14 protein-coding genes, 1 tRNA gene and 1 pseudogene are annotated in these 15,223 nt (G+C 46.8%); 14 read left to right on the top strand and 2 right to left on the bottom strand.

Features of this window, described 5'->3' with window-relative positions; translation table 11 throughout:
• The 5 genes from trxB to KNQ04_RS02485 all read left to right on the top strand — a co-directional run bounded on the left by trxB (window position 1) and on the right by KNQ04_RS02485 (window position 4,215).
• On the top strand, window positions 1-963 hold the full coding sequence (gene trxB, locus KNQ04_RS02505; protein WP_214847046.1) for a thioredoxin-disulfide reductase: 963 nt from the start codon (window positions 1-3) through the stop codon (window positions 961-963).
• Between the two features lie 112 nt (window positions 964-1,075).
• On the top strand, window positions 1,076-1,945 hold the full coding sequence (gene rapZ / locus KNQ04_RS02500) for an RNase adapter RapZ (RefSeq protein WP_214847044.1): 870 nt from the start codon (window positions 1,076-1,078) through the stop codon (window positions 1,943-1,945).
• Complete coding sequence (locus KNQ04_RS02495) at window positions 1,945-2,943, top strand: gluconeogenesis factor YvcK family protein (protein ID WP_214847042.1); 999 nt, start codon at window positions 1,945-1,947, stop codon at window positions 2,941-2,943. Before rapZ ends, KNQ04_RS02495 begins: the two co-directional genes overlap by 1 nt.
• A complete protein-coding gene (gene whiA, locus KNQ04_RS02490) occupies window positions 2,940-3,896 on the top strand; it encodes a DNA-binding protein WhiA (RefSeq protein WP_214847040.1) in 957 nt (318 codons plus the stop codon). The genes KNQ04_RS02495 and whiA overlap by 4 nt, the downstream gene beginning before the upstream one ends.
• A gap of 82 nt (window positions 3,897-3,978) precedes the next feature.
• Entirely contained in the window at window positions 3,979-4,215 is a 237-nt protein-coding gene (locus KNQ04_RS02485) for a hypothetical protein (RefSeq protein WP_029331360.1), read from the top strand.
• Between the two features lie 140 nt (window positions 4,216-4,355).
• Here the strand turns inward: KNQ04_RS02485 and clpP are convergent.
• Window positions 4,356-4,943: pseudogene (gene clpP / locus KNQ04_RS02480) on the bottom strand (ATP-dependent Clp endopeptidase proteolytic subunit ClpP); the annotation flags it as partial.
• Window positions 4,944-5,120: 177 nt separating this feature from the next.
• Window positions 5,121-5,196: transfer RNA gene (locus KNQ04_RS02475), tRNA-Arg, on the bottom strand.
• Window positions 5,197-5,383: 187 nt separating this feature from the next.
• Here KNQ04_RS02475 and KNQ04_RS02470 point away from each other — a divergent pair.
• The 9 genes from KNQ04_RS02470 (at window position 5,384) to KNQ04_RS02430 (ending at window position 15,208) form a co-directional block, all read left to right on the top strand.
• Window positions 5,384-6,532, top strand: a complete 1,149-nt coding sequence (locus KNQ04_RS02470) for an RNA polymerase factor sigma-54 (protein WP_214847038.1) — start codon at window positions 5,384-5,386, stop codon at window positions 6,530-6,532.
• A complete protein-coding gene (locus tag KNQ04_RS02465; protein WP_251136819.1) occupies window positions 6,532-6,792 on the top strand; it encodes a glutaredoxin family protein in 261 nt (86 codons plus the stop codon). Before KNQ04_RS02470 ends, KNQ04_RS02465 begins: the two co-directional genes overlap by 1 nt.
• Window positions 6,793-6,910: 118 nt before the next feature.
• The gene (locus KNQ04_RS02460) at window positions 6,911-7,933 is read left to right on the top strand and encodes a sugar-binding transcriptional regulator (RefSeq protein WP_214847392.1); all 1,023 of its coding nucleotides are present in this window, start codon (window positions 6,911-6,913) and stop codon (window positions 7,931-7,933) included.
• Window positions 7,934-7,986: 53 nt separating this feature from the next.
• On the top strand, window positions 7,987-8,997 hold the full coding sequence (gene gap / locus KNQ04_RS02455; protein WP_088837744.1) for a type I glyceraldehyde-3-phosphate dehydrogenase: 1,011 nt from the start codon (window positions 7,987-7,989) through the stop codon (window positions 8,995-8,997).
• 122 nt (window positions 8,998-9,119) lie between these two features.
• On the top strand, window positions 9,120-10,304 hold the full coding sequence (locus KNQ04_RS02450) for a phosphoglycerate kinase (protein ID WP_214847036.1): 1,185 nt from the start codon (window positions 9,120-9,122) through the stop codon (window positions 10,302-10,304).
• A gap of 29 nt (window positions 10,305-10,333) precedes the next feature.
• The gene (gene tpiA, locus KNQ04_RS02445) at window positions 10,334-11,086 is read left to right on the top strand and encodes a triose-phosphate isomerase (protein ID WP_214847035.1); all 753 of its coding nucleotides are present in this window, start codon (window positions 10,334-10,336) and stop codon (window positions 11,084-11,086) included.
• The gene (gpmI, locus tag KNQ04_RS02440; protein ID WP_214847034.1) at window positions 11,087-12,634 is read left to right on the top strand and encodes a 2,3-bisphosphoglycerate-independent phosphoglycerate mutase; all 1,548 of its coding nucleotides are present in this window, start codon (window positions 11,087-11,089) and stop codon (window positions 12,632-12,634) included.
• A 61-nt stretch (window positions 12,635-12,695) separates the two neighbouring features.
• Window positions 12,696-13,988 (top strand): phosphopyruvate hydratase, encoded by a 1,293-nt coding sequence (eno, locus tag KNQ04_RS02435; protein ID WP_087681330.1) that lies wholly within the window; start codon window positions 12,696-12,698, stop codon window positions 13,986-13,988.
• A 317-nt stretch (window positions 13,989-14,305) separates the two neighbouring features.
• Entirely contained in the window at window positions 14,306-15,208 is a 903-nt protein-coding gene (locus KNQ04_RS02430; RefSeq protein ID WP_214847033.1) for an acyl-ACP desaturase, read from the top strand.
• Window positions 15,209-15,223 lie beyond the last annotated feature (15 nt).

The following is a 15,223-nucleotide window of genomic DNA, read 5'->3' as shown; positions in this document are numbered from 1 at the left end:
ATGACAGAAACTGCTGAAAAAATTTATGATGTCATTATCATCGGTGCAGGTCCTGCTGGAATGACAGCAGCACTGTACGCATCACGTGCGAACCTTTCGACACTCATGATCGAACGTGGTATTCCAGGCGGTCAGATGGCGAACACGGAAGATATCGAGAATTATCCAGGATACGATAGCATCCTCGGACCCGATCTCTCGCAAAAAATGTTCGACCACTCAAAAGCATTCGGTGCAGAATATGCATACGGCGACGTACGTAGTATCGAAGACGGACGTGCTTTTAAAACGGTCCATGCACACAATAAGGATTATCACGCCCGGGCGATCATCATCGCATCTGGCGCACAATATAAAAAAATCGGCGTACCTGGCGAAGAAGAGCTTGGCGGTCGTGGTGTTTCGTACTGTGCGGTTTGTGACGGGGCATTCTTCAAAGAAAAAGAATTGTTCGTCATCGGTGGCGGTGACTCGGCAGTCGAGGAAGGTGTCTACTTGACACGTTTCGCGAAGAAAGTCACAATCGTCCACCGTCGTGAAGAATTACGTGCACAAAAAATTCTTCAAAAACGTGCGTTCGACAACCCAAAAATCGATTTCATCTGGAACCATACCGTTAAACAAATTAACGAACAAGATGGAAAAGTCGGTTCGATTGATTTAATCAATACGAAAACGGCAGATGTGACGACACATCCGATCGATGGTGTCTTCATCTATATCGGGATGAACCCGATTACTGGATACGTCCAAGATCTTGGTATCTTGAATGACCAAGGTTATGTCGTGACGAATGAAGGGATGGAGTCAAACATCAAAGGAATCTTCGCAGCTGGAGATGTCCGTGAGAAAACGCTCCGTCAAGTCGTGACAGCAACGAATGATGGCTCGATTGCTGCTCAAAATGCACAGCATTATATCGAAGCATTACTCGAAGAATTACAAGAATCATCACACGTGTAAGACATGAACCAGCTTTGGTGGAGGCTCCTTCCATCAAGCTGGCTCTTTTTTTATGATATACTGAATTTGGAATGAAAAATACACACGGAACTGTTGTCTGGAGGGCGAAGAGATGGAAGAGAATCAACCGCAACTGGTCATCATCACGGGAATGAGTGGGGCAGGAAAAACCGTTGCTATGAATAGCTTCGAGGACTTAGGGTATTTTTGTGTCGACAATTTACCGCCGACATTACTCCCCCAATTAATTGAAGTCATCGGGCAGGTCCGTCCGAAGATTGCCGTCGCGATCGATACCCGGGCGCGTGATTTTATCGATAGTTTCTTTGTCGTTTACGAAGATTTAAAGAAAACCAACTTACAGATTCGAATGTTGTACTTAGACGCACGCAACGATGTCCTCGTGCGCCGTTATAAAGAGTCACGGCGTTCGCATCCCCTTGCACCGACCGCGTCACCACTGATTGGTATCGAGCGCGAACGGACGTTGCTCGAAGGATTCCGCGATAAGGCACAAATGTTGATCGATACGAGCGACATCAAACCGCTTGCGCTCAAGGAACGTTTATTGAAAGAATTCACGGAAGGCGAACGCCCGCCGTTTACCGTCAACGTCATGTCGTTCGGCTTCAAACATGGGTTACCCCTTGATGCCGACCTAGTCTTTGACCTTCGTTTCTTGCCGAACCCGTTTTATATCCCGGAGCTCCGGCCGAAAACTGGGCTTGATTTAGAAGTCTCGTCCTACGTCATGCAGTGGCCGGAAGCGAAATTGTTCTATAAGAAACTCGTTGATTTACTCGAATTCTTGATTCCCCAGTACGAACGGGAAGGGAAATCCCAACTTGTCGTCGCGTTAGGTTGTACCGGCGGGAAACACCGCTCGATCACCTTTGCGGAAGCGATCAGTAAGGAATTTGCGAATCAGTATCATATCGTGACGAATCATCGGGATTACGTCCACGCGAAGGAGGAAAAGTAATGAAATGGGAACGGAAAGTCGTCGCGATTGGCGGCGGGACGGGCCTGTCGACTCTCTTGCGTGGTCTCAAGCATTATCCACTCGACATCACAGCCATCGTCACAGTTGCTGACGATGGTGGCAGCTCGGGACGTTTACGGACTGAGTTCAATATGTTGCCACCCGGTGATATTCGAAACGTCATCGTCTCGTTATCGAAATCAGAGACGTTGATGGACCGGATCATGCAGTATCGATTTGAGACAGGGGAAGGTTTACATGGGCATTCGCTCGGAAACTTAATGCTGACGGCAGCAACGCAGCTCTGTAACGGTTCATTCGTCGAAGCGATTGGTGTCATGGGACAACTGTTGAATGCGGAAGGGAAGGTCTATCCGGCAACAGAACGGACAATCACCTTATGCGCAGAGTTTGAGGACGGGACGGTCGTTAAAGGCGAGTCGTTGATTCCGAAAGTCGGCAAAGTCATCGAGCGGATTTATTTAGAAGAAGAAGACGTCCGCCCGGTTCCGGAAGCGATTCAAGCTATCTTAGAGGCCGATGTCATCGTCCTCGGACCAGGTAGCCTCTACACGAGCATCATTCCGAACGTTTTGATTGATGAAATTCGCGAAGCGATCAAACAGTCGTTGGCACCAGTCGTCTATATTTGTAACGTCATGACACAACCCGGTGAGACGACCGCCTTTACGGCGAATGATCACTTGACTGCGCTTGAACGTTTTCTTGGTCAAGGTGTCGTCGATACGATCATCGTCAATAACGAATCGATCGACGCGAGTTACTTGCGGAAATACCAAAAAGATCATGCCGATATCGTCACCTATGACGATGAAAGTTTCGTCAAAGCAGGAATCGAAGTGCTCGCGGATGATATCGTCGATTACAATCATCACTTCATTCGGCACGATTCGGATGCCGTCGCAAGCCTTGTCATGCGGAAAGTGTTATCGATTCGTCGGGTCCGTCAATATGAAGGAAAGGAGGAACTGACATGAGTTTTGCTTCAGAAGTCAAAAAAGAGTTAACGCAGATTGCGATGACTGATCACGAGATGAAAGCCGAACTTGCGGCACTCGCCCGGATGAACGGTGCGATTTCGTTTGGACTTGGTCGTGGTCTGACACTTGATATTTCAACAGAGAATGCATCGATTGCGCGACGGATCTATTCGTTGCTGAAACGGGCTTACGCGGTACACCTCGACTTGCTCGTCCGAAAGAAAATGCGGCTCAAAAAAAATAACGTCTACATCGTCCGTGTGAAACAACAAGCCGATAAGATTCTGCAAGATTTAGGAATCCTCGGCGAAGGCTTCACGATGATTCGTTCCATCAGCGATTCGATTTTGCATGATGAACGGCGGGCGCGTGCTTATTTACGGGGAGCCTTTTTAGCGGGAGGCTCACTGAATAATCCAGCGACCTCGTCGTATCATCTCGAGATCTTCAGCCTCTATGAGGAGCACAATGCAGCACTCCGGAGTCTGACGAACCAGTTCGATTTAAATGCAAAAGCAATCGAACGGAAGAAAGGTCATATCCTCTACATCAAGGAAAGCGAAAAGATTTCTGATTTCCTTAAGCTGATTGGGGCGACCTATTCGATGCTTCGGTTTGAAGACGTGCGAATTTTAAAAGATATGCGAAATTCGGTTAACCGGCTCGTCAACTGTGAGACAGCGAATCTCAATAAGACGGTCGGGGCAGCGCTCCGCCAAGTCGAGAACATCAAGTTTCTTGAACGGACGGTCGGACTCGACGTCTTACCGGACAAATTACGTGAAATCGCGATTTTACGTGTGACCCATCAAGACGTGACCCTGCAAGAACTCGGTGAAATGGTCGAAAGTGGCTCCATCTCAAAATCAGGGATCAATCACCGATTGCGGAAAATTGATCAAATCGCGGATAAACTACGGAATGGTGAGTCGTTGACAGGTGCGCTCTAAAGGGGAAACTTGCGAGATGAACCATAGTCTACTATAATATATAGTCGATGCAACTAAATGTTCGAATTAAGGAGTTTTTGAAATGGCTAACGAAAAAAAACGTATTTCGCTGACAGTTGATGCGAAATTTGATGAAGTCTTGACGAAAAAAGCAAAATCAATCGGTGTGCCAAAAAGTACACTCGTTACATTTGCAACATCACTTTTCCTTAAACAATTGCAAGCAGAAGAAGAATTATCACCACATGCGAACGGGATTTACACATTGATTCGTGAAAACCACGACATCGTGTCTGACATTACAGATCTCATCGACTAACACAAACGATCCTTTTCCGGTTCGGGACGAACTTTCATGATTCAATGAAGTTCATGCCCGGCGTGGAGAGGATTTTTTTTGAAGACAACAAAAAAACGACCGATGATGTAAAAACATCAACGGTCGGTCGAGTTAACAGATTAAGCACGTTCCATGACGCGGTCGATGAGACCGTAGTCAGCTGCTGCTTGAGCAGACATGAAGTTGTCACGCTCTGTATCGCGTTCGATGACTTCAAGCGGTTGTCCTGTGTTCTCTGCCATGATTTTGTTTAAGTGTTCACGCATTTTGATGATACGTTCTGCGTGGATTTTAATGTCCGATGCTTGTCCTTGTGTGCCACCGAGCGGTTGGTGAATCATGATCTCAGCGTTCGGAAGTGCAAAACGTTTTCCTTTTGCACCAGCTTGTAAGAGGAACGCACCCATTGAAGCGGCCATTCCGATACAAATTGTTGAAACTTGTGGTTTGATGAAGTTCATCGTATCGTAAATCGCCATACCAGCTGTGATTGATCCACCTGGGCTGTTGATGTAGAGCGAAATTTCTTTATCTGGATCCTCTGCTGCTAAGAAGAGCAACTGGGCAACGACTGAGTTGGCGACGTTATCGTCAATCGCGCTCCCGAGAAGAATGATACGATCCTTGAGCAAACGTGAATAGATGTCGTAAGCACGTTCCCCGCGGTTGGTTTGTTCGATGACTGTTGGAATTAACATAGTCTTTGCCTCCTTATGATTGGTATGTAGCTCATATTCGACTTATTCCTATCATAATCCTTTGGTCAATATTGGTCAAAAGATACGATGCGGCTTTTATATATTTTTCCTGAATGGCATTGACTTAAACATATCAATATAGAAAAAAGGCAACACCGCGAACGGCATTGCCTGTAGATTCAAATATGGTACACCCGGAGAGATTTGAACTCCCGACACCTGGTACCGGAAACCAGTGCTCTATCCCCTGAGCTACGGGTGCATGTATTTACTGAACAATTAATAGTATACCGACATTTTTTCAGGAAAGCAATACTCGTTTGTTAAATTTAGCAGTTTTTTTCCGAGGGAACGAAGCACGATGGTAGCTTTATCATCGGTTGAATGATTTTTTTCCTCTATACTATATAGAAGGGTTGGAGAATAAATGGATGAAAGGAGGACCGACGATGGAACAGCGACAGGAACAAACACAACGACTGACATTATCAACATCTCATTTATTTCAGCTGGCGATTCTCGAGGAATCCGTAACCGAGCTCGAAGAACATCTGTACCGGATCGTACGTCGGACGACCGCCTTTAAGAATGATGGCGGAAAAACAATTAATCTTGATTTTGGTCGAATCGCTGACCGTATCGCGTCGTTTGAAGCGGAGCTGCTTCAACAAATACGTTTAGAATCGCCCAGAGAGGAAATAAGATATATGGCGGAACAACTCATGACGTACTTAGATACGGATGGATTACTACGAACGACGGACACGAGGCTTGCAGACTTGTTAGCGAGTGACGTCGAGACGGTCAAACAAGCACGGCTTGTCCTGCAACGGTGTGAACCGACAGGAATTGCGGCGCGGTCGGCAAGTGAATGTCGCTTGTTGCACGCACTAGAACAAGAGGATGACCTGTTGATTGATGCCGCGACAGAGCTGAATGCGGGTGTTGTTTTAAACAACGTATTGCTTCGGATCGCTTCGGAAGCTGATCGAAAACGAGTCAAGGCTGCGCTCAAACGGTTACCGAAAGCACCGATTTTTCAGGAGGCGACCGTCGTAGCGATTCCGGAAGCAGAGGTTCGGTACAGTGACGGGGAATTGACGATCGATTGGTCTGACTTAGACATTGACCGAAGTTGGACGAACTTAGAGGCGGCAAAACCGTTCTTGAGTGCGTACGAACGAAGACGGTCGACACTGCGGGCAATTCTGGACGTCATCATTGAACGGCAACACCACTGGTTCAAAGGACGACTCGAGCTCGCGCCGCTGACTAAAAAAGAGGTGGCGGCAGTGACCGGGTACCATCCGTCGACGATTGGCCGTGCAGTTGCGAACAAGACGGTCAAGACGATGCAGGGAACGATGCAGCTAGAAGACTTTTTCGTGTCGAAGACATTGACCGGTACATCAAGCTTTTTGATTAAGGTCCGGATCGCACAGCTTCTTGAAGCGTCGCCTGTTCCGATGAGCGATCAACAATTGACCGACCGTCTGGCGATGGAGCAGATTACGGTCGCCCGACGGACGGTCGCAAAATATCGGGCAGCCCTCGGTTTGACCCAAGCTGACTTCGAGAGACGAAAGGCGAATTCATGATGCAATCAAAAGAAAACATGCACTTAACACTCTATTCACGTCCGGGTTGTACACTATGTGAGGAAGCCGCCATCTTGCTCGATTTTGTATTAGACGAATTTCCCGAGTGGACATTTGAAGAGATCAACATTGAAGAAGATGCGGCGCTCAGTCTGAAGTACCTCTATGAAATACCAGTCCTCGTGCACCAAGAAGCGGTCTGGAGTTATGGCAAATTGGAGACAGAAACGGTAAGAAACCGCTTACTTGAAAAAAGATGATGGACGAGGCTTGAAACAAGTCAAGTGTGCTGTTATGATAGCAATGTACCAAGTGGGACAAGAAACGACACGCGGGACGTAAAGTGTCCAGCAACTTGAGAGGAGCGGGAGTCACATGATTCGGCAGTTAGTACAGATCCAAAAGCGAATCGTGCCTGATCTGATTGAAGAAATGCAGACACGTTACGACATTCTTCACTATGTACGCCTGATGCAACCGATTGGACGACGAACACTTGCGACGAGCCTTGGCTTGACGGAACGCGTTCTACGCCGGGAGGTCGACTTCTTAAAAGAACAAGACTTATTAGAAGTTGCGACGCAAGGCATGTCCTTGACGGATGAAGGGCGGACGGTGTTACGAAGCATGCACAGTGTGATGGCGGAACTCGCCGGTATCTCCGATATGGCAAAAGCCTTAAAAGAGAAACTCGGTGTCCGAGACGTTGTCATCGTACCGGGTGATTCGGATCAGACGTTCTGGGTACAACGCGATATGGGACGGGCGACAGTTGCTCGTTTAAAACGTGAATTGTCAACGGACCACAATACGATTGCAGTTACAGGTGGGACGACGATGGCATCTGTCGCGGCGATGATGTCGCCCGATAAAGAAAATCGTCCGATGACTTTCGTACCGGCACGGGGTGGTCTTGGTGAAACGCTTGAACTCCAAGCGAACACAGTCTGCTCACGCATGGCTTCACGTGCCCAAAGTGACTATCATCTGCTTCACATCCCAGACATGGTCAGCACCGAGACATTCGTCAAGATGGTCGAGGAGCCGAGCATTAAAAATGTGTTACAGATGATTAAAGATGCTTCAATCGTGGTACATGGAATTGGTGAGGCAAAAACGATGGCAAAACGCCGTCGTGCTTCGACAGCTCTTTTGGAACAGCTCGAAGACGAGCAAGCTGTCGCAGAAGCATTCGGATATTATTTTGACCGGGACGGAAACATCGTTCACCGTGTCAAGACGGTCGGGCTTCAACTCGACGACTTGAAACAGGTCGAGCATGTCATTGTCGTCGCCGGAGGTCATTCGAAAGCAGAAGCGATCAATGCCTACGTCAAACAGTCTCCAAACATCATCTTGATTACGGATGAAGGAGCAGCAACAACGATTTTGAAAGGGTAGCCCCCTTTTGAATAATAGATAACTCGCTTTACACTAAAAGGAGGAAAATTATCATGGCAGTAGTAAAAGTTGGTATTAACGGATTTGGACGTATCGGACGTTTGGCTCTTCGTCAAATTCTTCAATTCGAAGGAATCGAAGTAGTCGCAATCAACGACCTCACAGACACTAAAATGCTTGCACACCTTTTAAAATATGATACGACTCAAGGTCGTTTCGACGGAGAAGTTGAAGTACACGACGGATACTTCCTCGTAAACGGTAAAGAAATCAAAACACTTGCTAACCGCAACCCAGAAGAACTTCCATGGGGCGAGCTCGGTGTTGACATCGTTCTCGAATGTACTGGTTTCTTCACAGACAAAGAAAAAGCTGAACTTCACTTGAAAGCTGGAGCTAAAAAAGTTGTTATCTCAGCACCTGCAACTGGCGACATGAAAACTGTCGTTTACAACACGAACCACGAAATTCTTGACGGTACTGAAACAGTTATCTCTGGTGCTTCATGTACTACGAACTGTCTCGCTCCAATGGCGAAAGTACTTCAAGATCAGTACGGAATCGTTGAAGGTCTCATGACAACAATCCACGCTTACACTGGCGACCAAAACACACTCGACGCTCCACACCCTAAAGGTGACTTCCGTCGTGCACGCGCAGCAGCTGCTAACATCGTTCCTAACTCAACTGGTGCTGCTAAAGCAATCGGTCTCGTTCTTCCAGAACTTCAAGGTAAACTTGACGGATCTGCACAACGTGTACCAGTCGCTACAGGTTCACTCACTGAGCTCACAACAGTTCTTGAGAAAAAAGTTACAGTTGAAGAAGTTAACGCAGCTATGAAAGCAGCAGCGAACGAGTCTTACGGTTACACTGAAGACGAAATCGTTTCTTCTGACATCGTTGGTATCTCTTACGGATCACTCTTCGATGCAACACAAACTAAAGTTGTTACTGTCGGTGACAAACAACTCGTTAAAACAGTTGCTTGGTATGACAACGAAATGTCTTACACTAGCCAACTCGTTCGTACACTCAAACACTTCGCAGAAATCGCTAAGTAATTCGAGCAATTAAATAGCAATTGAATAAGAGCGGAAACTACCAGTCTCCGCTCTTATTGCGAAAAAAAGTCTGGAGGGGCGTTTTAGCCCCTCACTATACGTATGAGACGGAGGACGAATGTATGAATAAGAAATCAATTCGCGACATCGATGTACAAGGAAAACGCGTGTTTACACGTGTCGACTTCAACGTACCACTAGAAGACGGTAAAATTACGGACGATACACGGATTCGTGCAGCACTTCCAACAATCAAGCATTTGATGGATGGCGGCGCGAAAGTCATTCTCGCTAGCCACATGGGACGTCCTAAAGGCGAAAAAAATCCTGAATTCTCACTTGCACCTGTCGTAGCACGCCTCAGCGAATTGCTTGGTAAAGACATCAAGCTCGTTGAAGAAGCATACGGCCCGGTCGCTGAAGAAGCGGTCAGCAAGCTCGAAGCAGGAGACGTTCTCGTTCTTGAAAACGTTCGTTTCTACCCTGGAGAAACAAAAAATGATGCTGAACTCGCAGAAGGATTTGCAAAACTTGCAGACATCTTCGTCAACGATGCATTTGGTGCAGCTCACCGTGCACATGCTTCTACAGAAGGAATCGCGCACCATGTCGATACTGCTGTAGCAGGTTTGTTGATTGAAAAAGAACTTCAAGTTCTCGGGAAAGCGATCTCGAATCCAGATCGTCCGTTCACGGCAATCATCGGAGGATCGAAAGTCGCCGACAAAATCGGTGTCATCGATCACTTGCTTGATATCGTCGATACGTTGATCATCGGTGGAGGATTATCTTATACATTCCTCAAAGCTCAAGGTTATGAAGTCGGTACGTCACTTCTTGAAGTCGACAAAATCGACCAAGCGAAAGAATTCATGAAGAAAGCAGAAGAGAAAGGCGTTAAGTTCTTAATGCCGGTCGACTGCGTCATCACGAAGGAATTCGGCGAAGAAACATATGTCGGACCACGCGATATCGACAGTATCCCAGCGGATCACATGTCACTTGATATCGGACCAAAAACGGTCGAACTGTATGCGGAAGCAATCAAAAACTCGAAACTCGTCGTCTGGAACGGACCGATGGGCGTATTCGAACTTGATAAATACGCAAACGGAACGAAAGGTGTCGCTCAAGCACTTGCAGACAGCGACGCATACTCAATCATCGGTGGTGGGGATTCTGCTGCAGCAGCTGAGAAATTCGGTCTTGCAGACAAGATGAGCCATATCTCGACTGGTGGCGGAGCGAGCCTCGAGTTCATGGAAGGTAAAGCCCTTCCTGGTGTCGAAGCGCTTAACGACAAGTAATCCAATAGTTCACAAGGGAGTGTTTCTCAATGCGTAAACCAATCATCGCAGGTAACTGGAAGATGAATCTAACTCTGAAGGATGCAGTCGCATTCGCAGAAGAAGTAAAAGGCAAAGTACCAGCTTCATCGACTGTCGATGCTGCTGTCTGTGCACCAGCTGTATTTCTTGCTCATTTAACGGAAGCAGCAGCTGGAACTGATCTTAAAATCGGTGCTCAAAACATGTACGATCAAGAAAGTGGCGCATTCACAGGCGAAATCAGTCCTGTCATGCTGAAAGAGCTTGACGTCACATACGTCATCCTCGGTCACTCTGAACGTCGTGAGTACTTTGGTGAAACAGATGCATTCATCAACAGCAAAGCGAAAAAAGCGTTCGAGCACGGTCTCGTTCCAATCGTTTGTGTAGGTGAAACACTTGAAGAGCGCGAAGGCGGCAAGTTCGAAGACGTCATCCGTGAACAAACGACAAACAGCCTTAAAGGCTTGACTGTCGACCAAGTGAAAAATCTTGTCGTCGCATATGAGCCTGTCTGGGCAATCGGAACTGGTAAATCAGCGACAGAACAAGATGCACAAGATTCTTGTAAATTCGTTCGCGACGTCATCGCTGCTGAATTCGGTACAGAAGCTGCAGAAGCAGTTCGTATCCAGTACGGCGGCAGCGTCAAGCCAGAGAACGTCAAAGAATATATGGCTCAACCTGACATCGACGGAGCACTCGTTGGTGGAGCAAGTCTTGAGACAGGATCGTTCCTCAAACTGTTGGAGGCGATTTAAATGAAAAAACGTCCAGTCGCACTTATCATCCTTGATGGTTTCGGTATGCGTGATGAAGCATTCGGGAATGCTGTGACAGCAGCAAATAAACCGAACTTCGACCGTTTCTGGAATAAATATCCGCATACGTTGTTGAATGCGAAAGGGGAATACGTTGGTTTGCCTGAAGGTCAGATGGGGAACTCAGAAGTGGGTCACCTTAACATCGGGGCAGGTCGCGTCGTCTATCAATCGCTATCCCGAATCAACAATGCCGTCAAAGATCGCTCGTTCTTCTCGCGTCAAGCAATGAACGATGCGGCAGGTCACGTGAAGAAACATGATTCAGCACTCCATATCTTTGGGTTAGTATCTGACGGTGGAATCCACAGTCACATCAACCATTTGTATGCTGTCCTTGAATTCGCAAAACTTCACGAAATCGAAAAAGTATACTTGCATGCCTTCACGGACGGCCGCGATTGTGATCCACAATCAGGTGCTGGTTTCCTCCGTGACGTACAAGCGAAAATGGACGAACTTCACGTTGGTCAATTCGCGAGTATCTCTGGGCGTTATTATGCAATGGACCGCGACAACCGCTGGGAGCGCGTCAAGAAAGTTTATGATGCAATCACATTTGGTGAAGGTCCAACTACAAAAGACCCGATCGGAATGGTCGAAGAATCATACAAGAAGGACGTTACGGACGAGTTCATCGAACCAACCGTCGTCGTGCAGGAAGACGGTACGCCAGTCGCACCGATCCACGACAACGATGCGATCATGTTCTTTAACTATCGCCCAGACCGTGCGATTCAACTCTCGAAGGTCTACAAAGAGAAAGCTGGATTCACAGGATTCGAACTTCCGGACAATGCACCGAAGAACCTGCTGCTCGTCTCCATGACGAAGTACTCGGATGCAATTGATACGGATATCGTTTTCCCGCCAGAAGACATTAAAAACACGCTTGGAGAAACGCTCTCGAAGCAAGGCTTAAAACAATTACGGATCGCGGAAACTGAAAAGTATCCACACGTCACGTTCTTCTTCAACGGACAACGTGAAGAACCGTATGAAGGCGAAGATCGTATCTTAATCCCGTCGCCAAAAGTCGCAACATACGACTTACAACCAGAGATGAGCATTTATGAAGTAACGGATGCGCTTGTTGAAGCGATCAATTCCGACAAACATGATGCCATCATCCTGAACTTCGCGAACCCGGACATGGTCGGTCACTCGGGTATGCTCGAACCGACAATTAAGGCAATCGAAGCAGTTGATGAATGTCTCGGTAAAGTCGTTGACTTGATCATCAGCAAAGGTGGCGCAGCAATCGTGACTGCTGACCATGGTAATGCCGACAAAGTGTTGAACGCTGACGGTAGCAAGATGACGGCCCATACGACAGAACCGGTCCCATGTATCGTGACAGTCGAAGACGTCGAATTGCTTGAACCATTAACTGGCGCGTTAGCGGACTTGGCACCAACATTACTTGATCTACTTGGCGCAGATCAGCCGTCAGAAATGACAGGTAAATCCATCGTATTAAAGAAATAATCCCGTCGATGGAGGAGTCACACGAAAAAACTATTTTCCCAACTAAAAGGAGCGAATTTAAATGTCAATGATTACAGAGATTTATGCACGCGAGATTCTTGACTCACGCGGTAACCCAACAGTAGAAGTAGAAGTTTATACAGAAGACGGCGGTTTCGGTCGCGCACTCGTCCCATCAGGCGCATCTACTGGTGAGCACGAAGCAGTTGAGCTTCGCGATGGCGACAAAGCACGTTACCTCGGTAAAGGTGTCTTAAAAGCAGTTGACAACGTCAACGAAAAAATCGCACCTGAAATCATCGGATACGATGTTTTCGACCAAGCGGGAATCGACAAAAAAATGATCGACCTCGACGGAACAAAAAACAAAGGCAACTTCGGTGCTAACGCAATCCTTGGTGTTTCTATGGCTGCTGCCCGTGCTGCTGCAGATGAGCTTGGACTTCCACTTTACACGTACCTCGGTGGATTCAACGCGAAAACACTTCCAACTCCAATGATGAACATCATCAACGGTGGTTCACACGCTGACAACAACGTTGACTTCCAAGAGTTCATGATCATGCCTGTTGGAGCTCCAACATTCAAAGAAGCACTTCGTATGGGTGCTGAAATCTTCCATGCGTTGAAATCAGTTCTTAGCGGAATGGGTCTTAACACAGCAGTTGGTGACGAGGGTGGATTCGCTCCAAACTTGAAATCAAACGAAGAAGCAATCACAGTTATCCTTGAAGCAATCGAAAAAGCAGGCTACAAAGCAGGCGAAGATGTTTACCTTGCTATGGACGTCGCTTCTTCTGAGTTCTACGACAAAGCAGCTGGAAAATACAACCTCGCTGGCGAAGGCAAAGTCCTTTCTACAGAAGAGCTTGTTGAATTCTACGCACAACTCGTCGACAAATACCCAATCATCTCAATCGAAGATGGCTGTGACGAAAACGACTGGGATGGTCACAAACTTCTCACAGATCGTATCGGACACAAAGTTCAACTCGTTGGGGATGACTTGTTCGTAACAAACACTGAGAAATTGGCTGAAGGTATCGAAAAAGGCATCGCAAACTCGATCCTCATTAAAGTTAACCAAATCGGTACGTTGACTGAAACATTCGACGCAATCGAAATGGCGAAAAAAGCTGGTTACACAGCAGTCGTTTCTCACCGTTCTGGTGAAACAGAAGATTCAACGATCGCTGACATCGCTGTTGCGACAAACGCTGGTCAAATCAAAACAGGTTCACTTTCACGTACAGACCGTATCGCGAAATACAACCAACTTCTCCGCATCGAAGACATGCTTTCAGACGTTGCTGTCTACGACGGAATCAAATCATTCTACAACCTTAAGAAGTAATTTCAGGTTGATCGTTTGAACAAGCTATAAGGAAAACCTCCTATTCGTGTGATACGTATACACGAATAGGAGGTTTTTTTGTGTGGATGATGAGAAATCGTTACATTCCCTTTAACGTGAGAAAGGATGATTCAAACCATCGCAATCCTGTCAATCCGTTCTAAACGGGATTAAAAATCAAGCTGATGAGACGTTGTTTTTTACTACCTGGTCATTAAAATGTTATAGTTATTAATAGGTTTAAGTTAGATCATTATAAGGCTTAAATACATTTGAACGAATGAAGGTTCAAAAAACATCTAAAAGGAGACCTACACATGTTAAATTCAGATTTAGATATACGTTTAGAACCACGGATTAAAGAACTCTACCGTTTACATAAGGAGCGTTCTGCCAATATCGACTGGAGCTACCACGAGTTCATTCCATGGGATAAGGCGATGTCGTTTAAGCGCGTTCCTTGGGAAGAGAGTCAAGTTACGCTTCCGGAAGGTGTCATCGTTGCCGTCGAAACGGCCTTACTGACAGAAGTGAATCTACCTTGGTATACGTCACATTTGGATTATACCTTTAAAAACTCGATGGAAGTCATCAATGATTTCGTCCGCACGTGGACGGCAGAAGAAGATCAGCACTCGAGCTTACTCGAAACGTATTTACTCGTCACACGAAACGTCAATCCGACGAGATTGCATCAATTAAGAAGACGTGTCGTTGAAAGCGGTTGGTTCCCGGACTTCACGAATCCATTGGCGACAATGGCCTACACATCGTTGCAAGAGCTTGCGACGCTCGTTTTCTATAATAACGTAGCGAAGGTAGCGGGGGCTCATGATAAAGATTTAGCGACGCTGCTCCGCCGTTTGGCGAAAGACGAAGCCCTTCATTATGCGTTCTATCGCGATACAGTGAAGGCACACCTTGAACTTGATCCGAACTTCATCGTGTTCTTTGAAGATGTCATCATTAACTTCTCGATGCCGGGTGCAATCATGCCGGACTTTACCGAGCGGATGAAAACCATTGCGGTCGATACGAATTACGGACCACTCCAATACTTTGACCAAGTATTAGATGTCGTCGTGAAATACTGGGATATTGCCAACTTGGAACCTACGAGCGAAGAGGCCAAACAATCCCAAGCAAACATCATGAAATATCACGGGCGTTTGAAACGCATCAAGGATCGCCAATCAGCAAAAAATAAGATTGATGCCTGAAGAGGGGAGCATAAT

This window comes from Exiguobacterium sp. s193, from assembly GCF_018618755.1.
Classification (GTDB): Bacteria; Bacillota; Bacilli; order Exiguobacteriales; family Exiguobacteriaceae; genus Exiguobacterium_A.
The sequence above is the reverse complement of the archived record's forward strand: the minus strand, read 5'-3'. Positions and strand labels throughout refer to the sequence as shown.

Coding starts and splice junctions, on each gene's coding strand:
- trxB (WP_214847046.1), top strand. CDS start 1: ATGACAGAAACTGCTGAAAAAATTTATGATGTCATTATCATCGGTGCA.
- rapZ (WP_214847044.1), top strand. CDS start 1,076: ATGGAAGAGAATCAACCGCAACTGGTCATCATCACGGGAATGAGTGGG.
- KNQ04_RS02495 (WP_214847042.1), top strand. CDS start 1,945: ATGAAATGGGAACGGAAAGTCGTCGCGATTGGCGGCGGGACGGGCCTG.
- whiA (WP_214847040.1), top strand. CDS start 2,940: ATGAGTTTTGCTTCAGAAGTCAAAAAAGAGTTAACGCAGATTGCGATG.
- KNQ04_RS02485 (WP_029331360.1), top strand. CDS start 3,979: ATGGCTAACGAAAAAAAACGTATTTCGCTGACAGTTGATGCGAAATTT.
- KNQ04_RS02470 (WP_214847038.1), top strand. CDS start 5,384: ATGGAACAGCGACAGGAACAAACACAACGACTGACATTATCAACATCT.
- KNQ04_RS02465 (WP_251136819.1), top strand. CDS start 6,532: ATGCAATCAAAAGAAAACATGCACTTAACACTCTATTCACGTCCGGGT.
- gap (WP_088837744.1), top strand. CDS start 7,987: ATGGCAGTAGTAAAAGTTGGTATTAACGGATTTGGACGTATCGGACGT.
- KNQ04_RS02450 (WP_214847036.1), top strand. CDS start 9,120: ATGAATAAGAAATCAATTCGCGACATCGATGTACAAGGAAAACGCGTG.
- tpiA (WP_214847035.1), top strand. CDS start 10,334: ATGCGTAAACCAATCATCGCAGGTAACTGGAAGATGAATCTAACTCTG.
- gpmI (WP_214847034.1), top strand. CDS start 11,087: ATGAAAAAACGTCCAGTCGCACTTATCATCCTTGATGGTTTCGGTATG.
- eno (WP_087681330.1), top strand. CDS start 12,696: ATGTCAATGATTACAGAGATTTATGCACGCGAGATTCTTGACTCACGC.
- KNQ04_RS02430 (WP_214847033.1), top strand. CDS start 14,306: ATGTTAAATTCAGATTTAGATATACGTTTAGAACCACGGATTAAAGAA.